This is a genomic window from Bradyrhizobium sp. CER78 (assembly GCF_029846235.1).
Taxonomy (GTDB): domain Bacteria; phylum Pseudomonadota; class Alphaproteobacteria; order Rhizobiales; family Xanthobacteraceae; genus Bradyrhizobium.
Genome location: NZ_JARVWP010000006.1, coordinates 201,341 through 217,598, shown reverse-complemented (window position 1 = coordinate 217,598; position 16,258 = coordinate 201,341). Strand labels below are relative to the sequence as shown.

14 protein-coding genes and 1 tRNA gene are annotated in these 16,258 nt (G+C 62.4%); 11 read left to right on the top strand and 4 right to left on the bottom strand.

The window, feature by feature from the left end; all coding sequences use genetic code 11:
- The first annotated feature begins 119 nt into the window (after window positions 1-119).
- The 7 genes from QDT69_RS15135 to QDT69_RS15105 all read left to right on the top strand — a co-directional run bounded on the left by QDT69_RS15135 (window position 120) and on the right by QDT69_RS15105 (window position 7,719).
- A complete protein-coding gene (locus QDT69_RS15135; RefSeq protein ID WP_279707305.1) occupies window positions 120-1,361 on the top strand; it encodes a hypothetical protein in 1,242 nt (413 codons plus the stop codon).
- Window positions 1,362-1,381: 20 nt separating this feature from the next.
- Window positions 1,382-3,160, top strand: coding sequence for a heme biosynthesis HemY N-terminal domain-containing protein (locus QDT69_RS15130; protein WP_279707304.1), 1,779 nt, complete (start codon window positions 1,382-1,384; stop codon window positions 3,158-3,160).
- A 109-nt stretch (window positions 3,161-3,269) separates the two neighbouring features.
- Window positions 3,270-3,345: transfer RNA gene (locus QDT69_RS15125), tRNA-Thr, on the top strand.
- Window positions 3,346-3,707: 362 nt separating this feature from the next.
- Window positions 3,708-4,274 (top strand): hypothetical protein, encoded by a 567-nt coding sequence (locus tag QDT69_RS15120; protein WP_279707303.1) that lies wholly within the window; start codon window positions 3,708-3,710, stop codon window positions 4,272-4,274.
- Window positions 4,219-6,141, top strand: coding sequence for a hypothetical protein (locus tag QDT69_RS15115; protein WP_279707302.1), 1,923 nt, complete (start codon window positions 4,219-4,221; stop codon window positions 6,139-6,141). Before QDT69_RS15120 ends, QDT69_RS15115 begins: the two co-directional genes overlap by 56 nt.
- The gene (locus QDT69_RS15110) at window positions 6,101-6,931 is read left to right on the top strand and encodes a hypothetical protein (protein ID WP_279707301.1); all 831 of its coding nucleotides are present in this window, start codon (window positions 6,101-6,103) and stop codon (window positions 6,929-6,931) included. Before QDT69_RS15115 ends, QDT69_RS15110 begins: the two co-directional genes overlap by 41 nt.
- Window positions 6,928-7,719, top strand: a complete 792-nt coding sequence (locus QDT69_RS15105; RefSeq protein ID WP_279707300.1) for a hypothetical protein — start codon at window positions 6,928-6,930, stop codon at window positions 7,717-7,719. The genes QDT69_RS15110 and QDT69_RS15105 overlap by 4 nt, the downstream gene beginning before the upstream one ends.
- A 13-nt stretch (window positions 7,720-7,732) precedes the next feature.
- On the opposite strand, the gene QDT69_RS15100 is transcribed toward QDT69_RS15105, so the two are convergent.
- Window positions 7,733-9,361, bottom strand: coding sequence for a DNA cytosine methyltransferase (locus tag QDT69_RS15100; protein ID WP_279707299.1), 1,629 nt, complete (start codon window positions 9,359-9,361; stop codon window positions 7,733-7,735).
- Window positions 9,362-9,431: 70 nt separating this feature from the next.
- On the opposite strand from QDT69_RS15100, the gene vsr reads away from it, so the two are divergent.
- Window positions 9,432-9,941: a DNA mismatch endonuclease Vsr gene (gene vsr / locus QDT69_RS15095; protein WP_279707298.1), complete on the top strand. Its 510-nt coding sequence runs from the start codon at window positions 9,432-9,434 to the stop codon at window positions 9,939-9,941.
- Between the two features lie 497 nt (window positions 9,942-10,438).
- On the opposite strand, the gene QDT69_RS15090 is transcribed toward vsr, so the two are convergent.
- On the bottom strand, window positions 10,439-11,461 hold the full coding sequence (locus QDT69_RS15090) for a hypothetical protein (protein WP_279707297.1): 1,023 nt from the start codon (window positions 11,459-11,461) through the stop codon (window positions 10,439-10,441).
- 364 nt (window positions 11,462-11,825) lie between these two features.
- On the opposite strand from QDT69_RS15090, the gene QDT69_RS15085 reads away from it, so the two are divergent.
- On the top strand, window positions 11,826-12,257 hold the full coding sequence (locus tag QDT69_RS15085; RefSeq protein WP_279707296.1) for a hypothetical protein: 432 nt from the start codon (window positions 11,826-11,828) through the stop codon (window positions 12,255-12,257).
- A 248-nt stretch (window positions 12,258-12,505) separates the two neighbouring features.
- Here the strand turns inward: QDT69_RS15085 and QDT69_RS15080 are convergent, their stop codons facing one another.
- A complete protein-coding gene (locus tag QDT69_RS15080; RefSeq protein ID WP_279707295.1) occupies window positions 12,506-13,564 on the bottom strand; it encodes a polysaccharide deacetylase family protein in 1,059 nt (352 codons plus the stop codon).
- Window positions 13,565-13,782: 218 nt separating this feature from the next.
- On the opposite strand from QDT69_RS15080, the gene QDT69_RS15075 reads away from it, so the two are divergent.
- Window positions 13,783-14,073 (top strand): hypothetical protein, encoded by a 291-nt coding sequence (locus QDT69_RS15075; protein WP_279707294.1) that lies wholly within the window; start codon window positions 13,783-13,785, stop codon window positions 14,071-14,073.
- A gap of 98 nt (window positions 14,074-14,171) precedes the next feature.
- Complete coding sequence (locus QDT69_RS15070; RefSeq protein WP_050426126.1) at window positions 14,172-14,387, top strand: cysteine rich repeat-containing protein; 216 nt, start codon at window positions 14,172-14,174, stop codon at window positions 14,385-14,387.
- 111 nt (window positions 14,388-14,498) lie between these two features.
- On the opposite strand, the gene QDT69_RS15065 is transcribed toward QDT69_RS15070, so the two are convergent.
- On the bottom strand, window positions 14,499-16,178 hold the full coding sequence (locus QDT69_RS15065; protein WP_279707293.1) for an MFS transporter: 1,680 nt from the start codon (window positions 16,176-16,178) through the stop codon (window positions 14,499-14,501).
- Between the last annotated feature and the right edge of the window lie 80 nt (window positions 16,179-16,258).

Sequence of the window (16,258 nt, the reverse complement as noted above, 5' to 3'; positions counted from 1 at the left end):
GGAATTAATTCTTTCGTCTGACCATGATGTTAGGCAATGCTCCGATTTTCGGATCGTGCTCTAAGAACCCGGGCCGATTCTGGTAGAGTGTGCGGCCAGTAGTTTTGAGGACCCTCGCGATGGCTGAAGAAAGGCCCGACGACACAGGACCTTCGCCGGATTCCCGGCCCAAGCGCGCGCCGCCGACCATCGATCTTCAGGCGACCGAGATCTCCAGCGAGCCGTCGAAGGCCGAGGGCAGCGCGGAAGCCGCCAGCGACGCTGACAAGGCAGCGGAAGCGGCGGCGCCTGAGGCGGAGCCCCATCCCGATCCTGCCCCTCATGCAGAGCCGCAGCCCGAGGCCGCCTCCGCGCCGTCCGAGCCGCCGCGGCCGGTGTCGCCCTGGGTGGTGGCGCCGGTATCGGGCGCGGTCGCCGCGGCGCTGGTGATCGGGGTCGGCTGGCTGCTCGGCTGGCCCGCGGTGCCGCCGGCGCCCGCGCCGCAGCCCAGTGCCGCAACGGTCGACGAGCTCGGCACGCGTATCAGCGCGCTTGAGTCGAAGGCCAGCAAGCCGCTCGCCGCGGCCGCCGATCCAGCGGCAACCGCGCGGCTCGAGGCGCTCGACAAGTCGATCGCCGCGTTGCGCTCCGAGCTCGCCGCGACGCGGGCGCAATCCGACAAGCTTGCCGCTGCGGTCAATGATGCGAAGGCCGCGCCGCGCGATGGCGCGGCTGCGCCCGACATCTCCGGCATCACGGCGCGGATCGACAAGGTCGAGGGCGCCGTGAAGGCGCAGGGCGCCGCGATCGCGAGGCAAGACAGCAAGATCGCCGACACCAAGGCCGAGGCGAAGGCGGACGACGTGCCGCTGCGGCGCGTGGTCGCCGCATCGCTGCTCGACGTCGCGGTGCGTCACGGCGATCCCTACGCCTCGGCGCTCGAGGCCGCCAAAGCGATCAGCGACAATCCCGACCTGCTGAAACCGCTCGACGTCTTCGCTGCTTCGGGCGTGCCGAATCCGAACAAACTATGCCGCGAGCTGATCGAGATCGTGCCGCAGCTCGCACCGCCGCCGCCGGAAGCTGCGGCAGCCAGCACCGGGCTGGTCGATCGTCTGCAGGCCGGTGCGTCCAAGCTGATCCGCATCGAGCGGACCGACGGCACGGGCACCGACCGCGGCAGCATCGTCGCGCGCGTGACATCCGCCGCCGTGCATAATGATCTCGCATTGACCGAACGCGAATTGAAGTCGTTGCCGCCGGCCGATCGCACGGCGGCGCAACCCTGGCTCGCCAAGGTGGACGCGCGCCGCGCCGCGCTCGACGCGTCGCGGAAATTTGCCGACAACGCCATGGCGGCGCTCGCCACGGTCAATCAATAGATTCTTGCAATAGGTTCTTGATGATCCGGATCATTCTGTTCCTGCTGCTGATCGCGCTCGCTGCAGCGGGTGCCGCCTGGTTGGCCGATCAGCCCGGCGATCTCGTGCTGAATTGGGGCGGCTTGCGGCTGACGTCCAAGCAGCCGATGTACCTGCTCGGCCTCGTCATCGTCGTCGCGATGGTCGCGGGCGTGATCCTGCGCGCGCTGTGGAAGGTCCCCGGGCACATCCGCCGCGGCCAGCGCGAGCGGCGCCACGCCCGCGGCCGTCACGCCATCACGCAAGGCCTGCTCGCGATCGGGCATGGCGATTCGTCGGCGGCGCGTGCGCATGCGGAGGTGGCGCGGCGTCACGCGGCAGGCGATCCGCTGGCGCTGTTGCTGCACGCGCAATCGGCGCAGCTCGACGGCGATCGCGACGGCGCGCAGCGCGCCTTCCGCGCCATGGCCGAGCGCGCCGACACGCGGCTGCTCGGCCTGCGCGGCCTGTTCATCGAGGCGCAGCGCGCCGACGATCCGGTGGCGGCCGTGATGATCGCCGAGGAAGCGCTGAAGACGTCGCCGTCCTCGTCATGGGCTTCGCATGCGGTGCTCGGTTTCTGCTGCGCCAAGGGTGATTGGGCCGGCGCGCTGTCGATCATCGACAACAACCAGACCGCCGGACTGATCGACAAGGCGACCTATCGGCGGCAGCGCGGCGTGCTGCTCACGGCGCGCGCGATGGAGCTCGAGACCGTCGATCGTGACCTGTCGCGCTCGAGTGCGATGGAGGCGCTCAAGCTGGCGCCGACGCTGATCCCGGCCGCGGTGCTCGCCGCCAAATTCGAGAGCGAGGCGCATCAGATCCGTCGCGCCATGCGGATCGTCGAGACCGCGTGGCTGGCGCAGCCGCACCCCGATCTCGCCGACGCCTATTCGCATGTGCGGCTCGGCGATTCCGCGCGCCAGCGCCTGGTGCGGGTCGAGACGCTGGCGGCGAAGACGCCCGGCAACATCGAGGGCGCGCTGGCGATCGCGCGCGCCGCGATCGATGCGTCCGAGTTTGCGAAAGCGCGCGCCGCGCTGGAGCCGTTCACAGCGGCACCGACGCAGCGCGTCGCGCTGTTGATGGCCGAGATCGAGCGCACCGAGCATGGCGACAGCGGCCGGGCGCGGGCCTGGACCTTGCGCGCGGTGCGCGCGCTGCACGATCCGGCATGGACCGCGGACGGTTATGTCTCGGACCGCTGGCGTCCGGTGTCGCCGGTCACCGGCCGCCTCGATGCCTTCCAGTGGCAGACGCCGGTGGCGGCGCTGCCGTCCGACAAGGGCAATGCGATCGAGCCCTCGCCGTTCGAGGAGGCGATGCTGGCGCCGCGTCGGGTCGAGCAGCCCAAAGAACCGACTGAGGAGGTGGCCATCGAGCCGGAGGCAGCCAAGCCGGCTGAGATGGCCGAGGCCAAGCCGATTGAGCCCAAACCCGTCGAGCCCGCCACGCCGACCGTGCAGGATAACGCCCCGCTGCCGGCAGCCATCGAGGCCGAGCCGGCCCCCGCTTCGGACGGCACCCCGGCACCGGAGCCCGCTCCGCCGCCGGCGGCCGAATCGGCGCCTCCGGCGCCGGCCCCGCTGTTCCGTTCCCGGACCGATCTGCCCAAGGCACCGCCGGCGCCAATTCCGGCCGTGATTCCGATCATCCGGGCCCCTGATGACCCCGGGGTCGACGAGGACGGTGCCGTGGACGAGTTTGCGGAACAAATCGGCCCGCCCAAGGCCCAGATCGGCGGTTGGCGCGGATTTCTGTCACGTTTGGGAAGCTGATTCGCGGTTAGATAACCGGGTGTGCGGTTAAATAACCGCGTCAATCTTGCCAATCGGGGTCATGCCCGATATCAGGTGGCCGCGTGATCAGGCAGTTGCCGACCGGTTCGCCGCAATAGCTCAGTTGGTAGAGCACGTCATTCGTAATGACGGGGTCGGGGGTTCGAGTCCCTCTTGCGGCACCACGCTTTTCCCTTCGAAAATAGCTCTTTTTTGTGGCTCATCTCCGCTGATCCGAGGACAAGCTTTGCTTGCCTGGAACCACCTAGTAACTACCAATTGAGCCGGGCCCTCGGTCAAGCCGATGCAGGCCATCAGCCAATTTTTTCTCCAAAGTTACCGACCCTTTTGGGGCCCCATGGCGCCGTCCTTCTAGGCGCAAAAGGCCATTTACTGTCGCACACAAGGTAACTTTGTCTTGGTCAGAAGTTACCTATGAAGATACCTTAGGAATGTTCTTGACGGTCTAATTTCGATACCTTAGAAAGGTCGGGTTCCATCCGAGGAGACTTCAGTGAAGAGACCTAGCGGAGAGGCGCTTCTCTCTATGGTTCATGACAAGGTCCGCGCCCGCCATGGCGCATGCCAAATTGTGTCGGGCCAAGGAATTGCGAAAGGTCAGCGGATCGAGTTCGACGAAGGCGGCAAGCGAGTCCGCTGCGTGATCAAAACAAGTTCTGGCGGCCGCATCTCATTTGGTCGACGTCCGGACGGAACTTGGAGCGGGCTTTCGGAATGCGATCGCGTTGCAATCGTGGCGCCCACCCAGCTCGATGGCGACGACGTCACGGTCAGCATGTTCGATCAGCAGGTACTAAAGGAAGCCTTCGAGGCAAACCTCGCAGCTCAGCAGAAGGCGGGCATGGAAAAAGTGCCGTGCTGGATCGCGCCATTCCACGAGCATGATCGAGGTGTTCGCGGAACGGGGGATGGTTTCGGGGCAAGGGCTCTGTGGTCGGAGCCGTTGGCAGCGACATCTCCGCAGGCAAACCAGATTGAAAACAAGCCTCCCGTGGTCCCTATCCGGGGATTAACGCTGGCCGAGGCAAAGGAGGGTCTTGCGCGAACATTCGGCGTTCGCCCGGATCAGATCGAGATTACAATTCGAGGTTGAGCGCAAAGTCGCGCGGATGCTATTTGTTGCAACATTGGGAAAAGGGACTAATCAAGTGGGGCATTGGGAATTTGACAGCGTCCAGCCGTCCTCCGTGCGCATGGAGGTCACACAGGCCGACCAGTTCAACAACGATGAGGTCTCGCTCGCGGAAGCACTTGTTCGAGAATCGATTCAGAACTCGTCGGACGCGCCAACATCGCCCAACGTGGCGGTGAAGGTCCGCTTCGCAATCCGAGAGGTTTCGGGAGCCGAAGCTAAGTGGCTTTCCGAGCAGCTCAAACCACTCTTGAGTCACTACAAAGAATGCGAATTTGACGCCGAAGCTATAGAGGCCAAGCGCTTTCGCGTTCTCGCTATCGAGGACTTCAATACGCGCGGGCTTACCGGCAGCGTCGTTGATGTGGATGGCGGCAATTTCGATCGCTTCTGGCGCGCGGTAGGCGACTCCGGGAAAAAGGGCAAGGCCGGCGGACGCTGGGGTTTGGGAAAACTGGTCTATTCGTCGGCCTCCGCGCTTAAGCTCTTTTATGGCCTAACTGTTACGGCGGATCGCCCCGAGCCGTCGCTTCTAGGCCAAGTTGTCCTGAAGAACCACAGGATCGGAAACTCCTTTCATCCTGCGCATGGCTTCTATTTCAGCGGAAGGTCTGCGCCGCTCCAGCTTCAGCAGCCGATTATGGGCGAGGAAGTCGCGCAGTTCTGTAAGCTCGGCGGCCTGGCTCGCAAGAACCAGACGGGCCTTTCGCTCATAATTCCATACTTGCTCGACGGCATTGACGAGACTTCGATCATTTCAGGCGTGATCAGCAACTACTATTTCCCCATTCTTGCTGGTCGATTGATCGTCGAGGTTGGAAACGTCGTGATCGACAAGTCGTCGTTCTTGTCGGTTGCAGATAAGTATAAACCTCTCCATCCTATCCCGTTTGACTTCGTTGAGCAGATCAGCCGGACGATAGACGATCCAGCTCAAACCACAGCCCAAACTGCCTTGGGCAAGGCCGAGCTCGATAGTGCGTCGTTCAAGCCCGAGCAGATCGCTCAGATGAAGAAAGACTTTGTGAGTGGCAAACTAGTGCGCGTGCGCGTGCCTGTAACGCTGAAGCCCAAAGCCGGCGGCGATCTTAGCAGCCATATTGACCTCTATCTCAAGACGCTTCCCGAAAACGAAAAGCCATTTGCGCTGATTGCTAGGAACGCAGTTACTCTTCCAGGTGAACGTCGTTACTTCGCCGGTGCCGCGGCCTATGCTTCGCTGATTGCGAACGACGAAGGCGTATCGGGCTTTCTTGGCGATGCCGAAAACCCGGCACATACCGCTTGGAACAGTAAGGCAAAGAAGCTTGCTACAGGCTGGCGCTCACCTGCGGATACGCTTTCAGCCATCCGTCACTCTCTTCGCCACTTCTATGGGCTAATTGCAGAACAACCCGAGAGCGAGGACAAGGATGCGCTCATCGACTTCTTCGCGATCCTTGACGAGGATCAAAAGCGAAAGGGCAAAAAGCCAAAAGTGACAAAGGTTAAGGTCGATGTCCCGCCGCGCGAAACAGCTATCACCATCAGACCTCGGAAAGGAGGGTTTGAGATAGCCGCTGGCCCGGGTGCGGCAAACTGGACCTACCCTCGCGCGATACGTGTTCGTGTGGCTTACGACATGATCGGTGCCAATCCGTTCTCACGGCACAGCCCGTTCGACTTCGATCTCTCGGCAAACGCGATCGACATCAAGGCCAACGACGCTATTTGCGAGCCGGTCAAGGCCAACATTCTGAAGGTTACGGCGCAATCGAAGAATTTCCGACTCGAGTGCATGGGATTTGATGTTCGACGGGACATTGTCGTCGAAGCAAGGGCTACCTAATATGAAATCGAAACGTCGTATCAATTCGACTGGTAGGAAGCGCATCAGTCGCGAGAGCATCGACATTCGGATGCTATCGGCTGTTCCAGGCGAATCTCTGCGTGCTTCTGCCGCTATCGACCTCTCCAGCTACAAGTTTCCTGCCGATGCGCTGCTGGCGATTGAGGCATACCATCGGTCATCAGGGATGCGTTTTGAGTGCGGGACCGTTGGAAATCAAAGCATCCCGCCGGTGCTGCTGCTGGATCAAGTAGATCAGAGCGGCTCCGTACTGTTTCGCGTGAAGGTAACGGACGGCGATGGCGAACGCGGTCGCCTTTTGGGTTCGGCTGAAAGAGTTCAGCCGCTTAGTGAAGACGAAAGCAAGGACCGCCGGGCCCTTTTCCCGGTCCTTTACAGGAGCCTTGGGCAGCAGGTGTGGAAGGTCGAAATCAACGAAGGAGATCGACCGAAACTAATTCTCAACCGCGATCTTCCTGGGATCCAGCATCGGCTCCAGACCGATGTGTTCATGAAGGGGACGCTCTTCCCGCCGGCATTCCGTATCGTGATGGAGGCTCTCTCCGCCGCCCCAAACGATGACGATGGCGACGACGAGGCCGAGAGTCCGCCATGGCAGACGGAGTGGCTGACATTCTGCCAAGAACGGCTGGGTCTAGCAGCTCCTCCTCCGAATGATCCCGACGAGCGGCAAAGCTGGATTGAGGACGCGGTCGACAGATTTTCCGCCGAGTATGGGTTTGTGCGGGAAATTCGAAAGCAAGATCGGAATCAGGAAGAGGAAGCATGACCAAGCGGTTGCGGAAACTTAATGATGAGGGCATGCGGCGATTTGCCGAGTATCTGGCTGCCGGTGCTTCTGGTGATGCTCCTCTGTCACTATTGGACAATCCTGAGACATCTGACCAGCTTGTCCCGGCGGTACTTGTGAGTGAGAAGGTGTTCGACAGCCGATATGAGTTGGGCGTTTACCTGAACAGCATTCTCGGTGCTTTCGATGCAGCCGTAATCTCAGGTGACCGCAATCTCTGGACCTCGCTTGCCCTTCTATGGTTTGAGCAAATCTGTCCAAAAGGAAGCGATGGTCTGCGCGACGTCATGGAGGAGTATCGGTACATCCTCAGTGGTGACTACCGGCACTATTACCGACACCTTGTGCGGTCGCCATGGTATCTCGTGCGTCAACACGGTGAGAACGCTCGGTTCCTGCTGGTTGCGTCCAAACAAAACAATCACCCATTAAGTGTTCACGGCGAAATCCTCGAGCAGGTAGGTGGGCGGCAGCAAGTTCTGGCGAGTAAGCCCATCATCGCTGCAGCGAACAAACTGTATTTGGACCCATCGACAGGGAGGCCCCGGAAGGGTGTCGCCGGAAGGGGACGGGGCAGCGCACATCGGTTTGGTATGGTGCTCCGACAGCTTGCCCTAACTTATGATCCGGAAATTATGTCGGACGAGGGTCTTATTACGATCTTGCCGGATGAATTTGGGGGATGGAAACGGCATTTAACGAGGACCGCGGGACAGCGGTCGGGCGCTGTGTCAGATGCCTCCGGCGAGGCGAGGGCCAGAAGCTGACCTCGGTCAGCAGCTACGGCAATGCCGGCTCCGATATGCCAGCGTTTCGGCCGCGATAGTTGCCGCTCTTGTGCCGTCGTGTGGGAGCGTTAAGAAGCAGTCCACGAAGGCATAATGCGATCTTGCGCGCCAGGAATGGCGGGACGGCATTTCCAACTTGGACAAACTGCTGCGTCCGGTTGCCCTTGAAGACGTAGTTATCCGGAAATGTCTGAAGACGCGCGGCCTCCCTCACTGTGAGGCTGCGGCACTGTGCTGCGTCAGGATGGATGAAATAGTGCCCATCTTTCGAGATGTGGCTCGTGATTGTTGTCCCAGGAGTGTTCCAGAGCTGAACCCTGAAGCGGTCGGCGAATTTGCCTGTTTTCCAGTTCCGGTGATTTGGTGCGAGTTCGCGGGGAAAACTGTTCGCTTTCGGTGATGCACCGGTGATCCGGCCGTACAGCGCCGCAAAAAAGTAGCGACGCAGGTCCGACTCCATGTGTCCGCGAGTTTCATTGTTGGGAAACCGCTCTATTTTGTGGTCAACTAGCCACTCTATCAACTCCGGAGGACAGGGCGGCGGTACGCCAACGTAAGATCCACCCGCGCGCGGTGCGATCCGTGCGGTTCTCGCCAATCGCAGAGCCAAACTCTCGGCAAGTTCGCGAAATTGCTTCCTTTCTTGATCTGGCAGGTCGGTCTGAACTTTTGAAACATTTCGCATAAGCCGGGAAACCTCGGACTGCCATGCTTCGTCGCTATCATTAAGGTCGCTCAACCCGCTCCGGAGCCTCGGCATACCCTTGAGGATCTGTCGAACCGTAACCGGCGCTTCAGATTGGCGAAGCAAAGCGTCAGCAATTTGGACGTGATCAAGGCCCGCGGCTATGTCGGCACGAACACCGACAACGATGACGCGATGACGCGACTGCGGAATCCCATGATCTTCCGCACGAACCACGAAATCGCTTGCGGGCGGGTGCCCCAAACTGTTGAAGAAGGCTTGTTTCGACCGCGGTGCGAGTGGGACAAGCGTGTACGAGCCATCTCCGACTCTCGCGAGATCATCCAGAACCCGATCAAAGACGCGCTCGCCATTCACAGATGACGAGAGTAGCCCCTTCACATTTTCCATGACAAAGGCAGCTGGCATCAGTCTCTTCAAGATCCTGATGTATTCCTTGTACAGAAAGTGCCGATGATCCTTGCTCGGGTCGTAGCCCTTCGTGCCTCTATTGCGGGCTCTTCCAACGAGAGAGTAGGCTTGGCAAGGTGGGCCGCCGATCAGAACCACGTTGCCTTTATAGGTTCGAGCGATCTCCGAGAGGCGCTCATCGATTTCCTCGATTCCCTTTTTCGATCCCAGCTCAAGCCTCACAGTCTCGTTGCATGCGGCTTTCCACTCATTGGGATACAACAGGCTCCAATCTGGTTCTGGAACTTTCCCATTGAGAAAATTGTAGTATTCGGCGGGTGCTTTGCCGTTGAATTGGCGAACAAAGCTTCGGAGCCGAAGCGTTTCAAATGCGGATTCTTCCTTCTCCGCGGACAACGCGATTCGGAAAGGTCGTGAGTCGTCCTTATTGCGAATGCTGGCAAAGCCTTCTGCCAGCCCACCGGGGCCGGCAAATAGGTCAACAATGGCATATTCCGTGTTCATCTGCTTGTCTCAGCGAGGTCGACTCTGACCATAGTTGAATACCTGGAAGCAGACTCTGGAAAAAGACCGAATGGGAGACATCGTCGACAAAATAACCCGCTCGCGCATGATGGCTGGCATCCGAGGAAAGGACACTAGGCCTGAATTGAACCTGAGGCGTGCCCTCCATCGCCTTGGGCTTCGATATCGTGTGCACGCAACGGACCTTCCGGGGCGTCCGGACATCGTGCTACCGCGCCATCGTGCGACCATCCTCGTTCACGGTTGCTTTTGGCACAGGCACAAGGGGTGCGCCTTCGCTACCACGCCAGCCACGAATGCTCGCTTCTGGAACACAAAATTTGATCAGACGGTCGAGCGCGACGAGCGAAACGTTGCAGCGCTGCAGCATCTTGGTTGGCGCCTAGCAGTAGTTTGGGAGTGTGCGCTCAAGCAGAAAGGCGCCGAGGCGGTCGCTGGACAAATTGCCGCTTGGCTCGCGTCTGACGGTCCCTTCAAGGAGATCGGCTCAGAGAATTGTGAACCGGCCAAATCCAAAAAATCACGGCGCCTTACGCCCTCCTTAAAAGACGAATTTTGATTTCTATACTGCTGACCAAATTAATAGCAATTACAGACGCTTAAGGACCGCAGATGACTTGCGGAAATCTGCAGAAATTCAGCCTGCTTGTCCCCCCGTCCTCTGAAGCAGAACGCGGCAAGCTCGATGACAGCACCCGCAAGATCCTTCACTTCAGCGATCCTTCCTAGGAATACAGATCGTACGGCTGCCCACCTTGCAGGAGGCCGCGGCAATCGCAAAAGACACGGCGCGCGTCGATATCTTCTACATTGTGCAGGGAGCCAAGTCCGAATCCATCCCGTACGAAAAGTTCGGCCTCGAACTTGATTACGAGATGCTGGGGAACTGATGAGAAATCATCCCAGCAAGCCGGTGGTCAGCCATGCGAGGCTCGACCGGCCGAACAAGCTCGCAACAGCGATCTTTGCGCTTTGGCGTGACCGCAACAAGTCGACGTCAGCTTGACGGGATCGATGTTTTCTCAGCGCGGCTCACTCTCGCCACCTGCCTGAAGGCTAGATCCGCACCCCGCACAGTCCGCTCATGATCGCGACCGCTACCATCGCGCCGCCCGCGAGCCCAGTTACCCAGATCCGGTTGGCGATCGTGGTTGCCGTGCCGTGCGCGATCAGGACGCCGCGCAATCCCGACGCGAGATGCGCGAGCACGAAGAACACGCCGAGCGCGTAATGCGGCACCAGGCGGATGCTCCAGGCGTCGTGGATCAGGCCGGTCGGCGCGCCGGACGCCCAGTCCCAATTGGTGTCGATGTGATGCACGGCGCGCGCCGACACCAATGCCGAGTTCAGATGGGTGACGATGAACGCCGCGAGGTAGACGCCGGAGCCGATCTGAAACACGCGATACGCATCTGCCGGCAGCGCGCTCCAGCGCCAGGCGAGCCGCGCGCCGACTGCGACCTGGAACAGCATCAAGGCGACGAGGATCGGTTCGATCACGGAGGAGCGATAGACCGTGCGTCCTATCTTCATCACGGCGCCATGCACCTCGGGGCCGAGCAGTCCCAGCAGATGATTGGTGAGATGAAACGCGACGTAGAGCAGAATGACCGCGGCGGCGACGCCATGCGTGACGCGCCATCGGGCAATGGACGGGGCGATCGCGGCTGACTTCGCCGGTCGCTGCTGCTCGCTGCCGAGCAGCACGCAGAGAGACGCGGCGAGCCAGCCCGCGACCCATACCAGCTCGTCGCTGACAGGAATGTGCAGCAATCCGAGAGCGACGCCGGTCAGCACGAACAGGGGCGGCGCGGCGATGCTGAGATAGGCGAGCCGCCGGGCGCGCAGCTCGAAGGATGACGGCGCTCGCTTGGTCATCCAATAGGCGCAGGCAAGACCCAGCAAGGGCGCGGCGGTCGCGGCCAACAGGCAGAGCGCTGCCAGAACCATCCGGCCGGGCGGGAGCTGGCCGCTCGCGGACGAGACGGCGAGATGAAATCCATCGAGCAGAAACGGATAAGCCATCGCGCCGGCCGCCGGCACCATCGAACGGAGTTTTTCGGCGGCCGTGTTCGCCAAGCCATCATCGCCGGGCCGGACGCGACCTTGTTCAAATGCACTCACTGAGTTTCTCCGGAGTTCAGGCATCGTGAAGGAGAAGGCCAGACCGACCAATCTATTCCAGGTCGTCGTCGGAGGCGCGGCACACAAGCCTGTGCTGTCGACGCTGGGCTGCATGGGCGAAGGGCGTTGCGCCGAGACCATGTCTCGAGGCCATAGCCTACCGCGTACCGTGATGCGGGCCCGCCGATAGGACCAGGTTCCGACAATCCGACTGGACCAGGCCAACCCGTTGGCAGGGGCTGTCTTGACGGCGTGACGCATCTCACAAAGTTCGTCGCTCGACCGCATTAGTCTCCCGCCCAACAACGGGAGAACAACAATGCGCAAACTCATCCTGGTTACTGCGATGGTTTTGGCGTCCGCGTCCGCGCAGGCCGGCGAACGAAGCCTGTCGCTGGGCGGGGCAGCGTCGCTGCCGGTGGCCGCATCGAGTTCGGTCAAAACGGCGGGCGAGGGTGCCGATGCGCCGGTGACATCAGCCGTCGAAGCGCCACCGCAGCCGCCCGAGGCGCCAAAATATGTCGAGCGGGCAGCGCCGGCCGCTGCACCGGCACCGCAGCCGCAAGCTCAGCCGACCGTGCAGCGGGCGCCAGCGCAGCAGGCCAACGTCCAGCCGTCAGCGGCATCGGACGTAAGGCCGACACCGGATCGGCCCGCGACCGCGCACCGGCCGCGCCATCGCAGCCACGCACGGCGCTGGACCGAGAGCCGCATCATCGGCGAGTTGCATCGCCACGGGATTTACTGGTAGCCGCGTGTTCGGTTTGATCATGCCAGGGCACCTGCGCAACGGCGCGTCTTGTCGCGCGCCGGCACCCGCCAGCTCCTTTGCATGGGGTTGTTTTCGATATTTTGGCCGCGCACGTCTGCGGCAGGGAACTTGGCCACCGGCGCCCGCAGTGATCTGCCGGTCGTCGACGCCGACGCCACAAACGAAAGCGCCCCTGGATCGGATCCAGGGGCGCTTTGCGTTGAGCGTGTTCGGTGCGTTGGCTGCGTTTACTCGGCGACCGTCTGCACGACGTTGCCGATCGGCCGGCCCGATGCGACCGGCTTCTCGGTCTTTGCCATCATCGCATCGTATTCGGGCAGCGTCTCGATCTGGGTCTTGGCCTTCATCCAGACCACCTTGTAGCCGCCCGCCTTCAGCTTGCGCAGCAATGTCGGCAGCGCCTGCGCGGTGTGCTTCTGCAAATCATGCATCAGGATGATGCCCTTGTGCTCCTTGTCGAGCTTGGTCATCACGTTGTTGATCACCTCATCCGAGCTCTTGGACTTGAAGTCGTTGGAGTCGACGTCGACTGAGAACATCGCGATGTTGCGGGTGCCGAGATAGGCGGTCGTCGCCGGGGTGTGTGCCAGCGCCGGGAAGCGGAAGAACGGAGCCGGGTTAGCCCCCAGCGCCAGCTTCACCGCGCTGAAACCCTTCTCGATCTCGTCCTTGGCCTGCTGCTCGGTGATCTTCTTGCTGGCCAGATGCGCGTGCGACCAGGTGTGAGCGCCGATGGTGTGGCCGGCTGCGGCGACCTGGCGGAGGATATCCGGGTGATAGGTGGTGTGCAGGCCGATCGGGAAGAACACCGCCTTGGTGCACTCATCGGCCAGCGCCTTGAGCACGGCGGGCGTGGTCGGCCACGGACCGTCGTCGAAGGTCAGCACGACCTCATGGTCGGTCAGGAAGTCATATTGCTTGTACTGCAGGAAGCCGAAGCCCGGGCCGCCTGTGGTGTCGACCACGACGGTGCGGCTGATGCCGAGCCCATCGGGATTGGCGCATTTGGGCGCGGCCGCGACGGGGGCCGGCACCGGAGCCGGTGCGGGGGCCGCGGCCGGGGCTGCCGCCTGGGTGGCGTCGGCGCGCTTCGACAGCGCGGCGGTCGTGTCGACGTCGTCCCTTGCGGCCTGCCTTGCCGCCGCAGGGAGCGGATCGGCCTGGCTTGCTGCCGTTGTCTGCGGAGGAGCCGCGTCGGCACGCGGGGAGGAGGTCCAGAACCACACGCCGGCGATCACGATCGCCGCTACAACACTGGCCAGCATCAGGCCCAACGCACTACGCATCGCTACACACTCTCTCGGAACTTAAGGATACGCCACAGCCGTAACGAGCCATTAATGCCAACAAGGTCTTAACGCGGTCCCAACAAGACGGCGGAACGGCAAGAAAATGCGGGCCTTATCCGTGCGTGACGACCGTCACGGTCGGCCAGCTCGCTCCCGTGCAGGATCGGACTATCAAGCAAGGGCCCCGCCATTTGCGGCGCCGATGGGAGCCGATCATGATCACCATCTTCAGGACTCAGGATCTTGAGCGTGCCGGGCGCAGAGCCGGCGTAGCATTGGCCGTTGCGGCCACAATTGCCGTGCTGTCGCCGACCGCGAGCTCTGCGTTCAGCGCCGAGGCGCAGCAGATGTGCTCGGGCGACGCGTTCCGGCTGTGCAGCGCCGAGATCCCGAACATTCCCAGGATCACCGCCTGCATGGTCAAGAATCGCTCCCAGCTGAGCAGCGGCTGCCGCGTGGTGCTGGATCGCGATCTCGCCGCGCAGCGCCGGGCCGCCGCGGAGTGATTGGCGCCGTGGGAACTGGCCGGGTCTGCCGTTTCAAGCTTCTTCGCACCCCCGAAACGCTATAGAACCAGCCTTCTATTCCTTAGAGGCTTTGAGAGATGACCCGTTTTCTGTTCGCCGTCGTTCCACTGGTTCTGTTGACGTCGGCCGCCCCGGCACAGCAGCAGGGGCGCGATGCCTGTTCGCGCGATGCCTCGCGGTTCTGCCGCGCCCATCTCAGCGAAGGCGATCAGGTCGTGCTGGCCTGCCTGAAAGAGCATCGCAGCCGCCTCAGCAAGGCCTGCCAGCAGACGCTCACCGATAACGGGCAGTAGACGAATCAACCGTCATTCCGGGGCGTCGCGCAGCGATGAACCCGGAATCTCGAGCTCATAACTTCTGGATTCCGGGTTCGCGCTTCGCGCGCCCCGGAATGACAGTCGCACCTACGTGCTGCTGCCCGCCGCGGTCGCGACCACCGGGATCACTTCCTTGGCGGCGCGGTCCGGGGTCTCGTCCTTCCAGCGTACCGAGCCGAACGGCCGCTCCAGCATCCGGCGCACGCGGATCGGCTCCGCGCCGATATGGAAAGCTGCCGCCTTCTGATGCAGCTCGCGCTCGATCTGGGTGGCGCGGTTGCGCTGGCGCAGGAAGTCGAGCCAGGTCGGGCAATGATAGCGCTCGGTCCACAATTCGGGATCGGCGATGTCGCGCGCGATCGACCAGCCATAGGCGCCGTTGCGCTGGCGGCTCAGCTGCACGTCCTGCATCACATTGTGGAAGGCGCGGGCATTGTCCTGCGCCACCCGGTACTCGATCTCGACCACTAGCGGCCCGCTGCGTCCGGTCAGTTGCAGCCGCACCTCGGGATCAGCCAGGGTCTCGGTCGCATCCTCGTTGCGCGCGCCGACCGGCGGCATCCGGAGCCATATGCCGAGCAGCGGCGACAGCAGCATCAACCCGGCGGAGATCAACAGCGCCAACTCGACGCCGCCGACGTCCGTGATGCGGCCCCAGCACCAGCTTCCGATCGCGATGCCACCGGCGATCGAGGCCTGGAAGGCCGCCAGCGAACGGCCGGCGACCCAGCGCGGCGCCGAGAGTTGCACGCCGATATTGAACAGCGCGATCGCCAGCATCCACACCGCGCCGGCCACCACCAGTGCGGCTGCGGTGATGACAGGCTGCTTGCTCACGGCAACGATTGCGATCGCGACGCCCATCAGCAGCGCGCAGGTTCGCACCGCGGCTTCGCCGCTGAGCCGGCTGCGGATCTCGCTGATGTTGAGTGCGCCGATCACCGCGCCCATGCCGAAGGCGCCGAGCATGATGCCGTAGGTCTGCGCGCCGCCATGCAGGAGGTCGCGCGCCACCAGCGGCATCAGCGCCGAGACCGAGCCGCCGATGATGCCGGTCACCATGGTGCGGGTCAGCACGATCTTGATCGACGGCGAATTGGTGATGTAGCGCACGCCGGAGACGATGGCCCGGTTCAGCCGCTCACGCGGCAACCGCGACGGCTCGCTGATGCGATTCCACAGGAACAGCACGACGAGCAGCGGCAGATACAGCACGGCATTGGCGGCGAACGCCGCCACGGCGCCGGCGGAGGCGACCACGATGCCGCCGATCGCCGGGCCGAAGCTGCGCGCGATGTTGTAGCTGATGCCGTTCAGCGCGACCGCGGCGGGCAGCGTCTCCGTGGGCACCTGCTCGCTGACCGAGGATTGCCAGGCCGGGCCGAACAGCGCCATGCCGCTGCCGACGACGAAGCACAGCGCCAGCAGGATGTTCGGCGTCACCAGATTGAGCCAGGCCAGCGCCGTCAGTGTGGTGGCGCCGGAGAGCGCGATCATAAGCGACACCAGCGCGACGATGCGGCGGTCATGCATGTCGGCGATGGCGCCGGCCGGCATCGCGATCAGCATCACCGGCAGCATCAGCGCGGTCTGCACCAGCGCGACCTTGTCGGCCTCCGAGCTCATCTGGGTCATCGCCCAGGCGGCGCCGACGCCCTGGATCAGGATGCCGAGATTGGAGAGCAGGCTGGCGAGCCAGATCCGCCTGAAGATTGAATGCCGCAACGGTGCAGTGATACTGTCTGGGCGCTTCGGCGGTTCGGTCATATCCGGTTCCGGTTGGCCTGCTATGGTTTGTGAATGATTCCGGCTGCATCAACTGATGCCCGGCAAACGCGTGTCCTGTC

What these genes read in the sequence shown, in the direction of transcription:
- QDT69_RS15135 (WP_279707305.1), top strand. Translation starts at nt 120, where the DNA reads ATGGCTGAAGAAAGGCCCGACGACACAGGACCTTCGCCGGATTCCCGG.
- QDT69_RS15130 (WP_279707304.1), top strand. Translation starts at nt 1,382, where the DNA reads ATGATCCGGATCATTCTGTTCCTGCTGCTGATCGCGCTCGCTGCAGCG.
- QDT69_RS15120 (WP_279707303.1), top strand. Translation starts at nt 3,708, where the DNA reads ATGGTTCATGACAAGGTCCGCGCCCGCCATGGCGCATGCCAAATTGTG.
- QDT69_RS15110 (WP_279707301.1), top strand. Translation starts at nt 6,101, where the DNA reads ATGTTCGACGGGACATTGTCGTCGAAGCAAGGGCTACCTAATATGAAA.
- QDT69_RS15105 (WP_279707300.1), top strand. Translation starts at nt 6,928, where the DNA reads ATGACCAAGCGGTTGCGGAAACTTAATGATGAGGGCATGCGGCGATTT.
- QDT69_RS15100 (WP_279707299.1), bottom strand. Translation starts at nt 9,361, where the DNA reads ATGAACACGGAATATGCCATTGTTGACCTATTTGCCGGCCCCGGTGGG.
- vsr (WP_279707298.1), top strand. Translation starts at nt 9,432, where the DNA reads ATGGGAGACATCGTCGACAAAATAACCCGCTCGCGCATGATGGCTGGC.
- QDT69_RS15085 (WP_279707296.1), top strand. Translation starts at nt 11,826, where the DNA reads ATGCGCAAACTCATCCTGGTTACTGCGATGGTTTTGGCGTCCGCGTCC.
- QDT69_RS15080 (WP_279707295.1), bottom strand. Translation starts at nt 13,564, where the DNA reads ATGCGTAGTGCGTTGGGCCTGATGCTGGCCAGTGTTGTAGCGGCGATC.
- QDT69_RS15075 (WP_279707294.1), top strand. Translation starts at nt 13,783, where the DNA reads ATGATCACCATCTTCAGGACTCAGGATCTTGAGCGTGCCGGGCGCAGA.
- QDT69_RS15070 (WP_050426126.1), top strand. Translation starts at nt 14,172, where the DNA reads ATGACCCGTTTTCTGTTCGCCGTCGTTCCACTGGTTCTGTTGACGTCG.
- QDT69_RS15065 (WP_279707293.1), bottom strand. Translation starts at nt 16,178, where the DNA reads ATGACCGAACCGCCGAAGCGCCCAGACAGTATCACTGCACCGTTGCGG.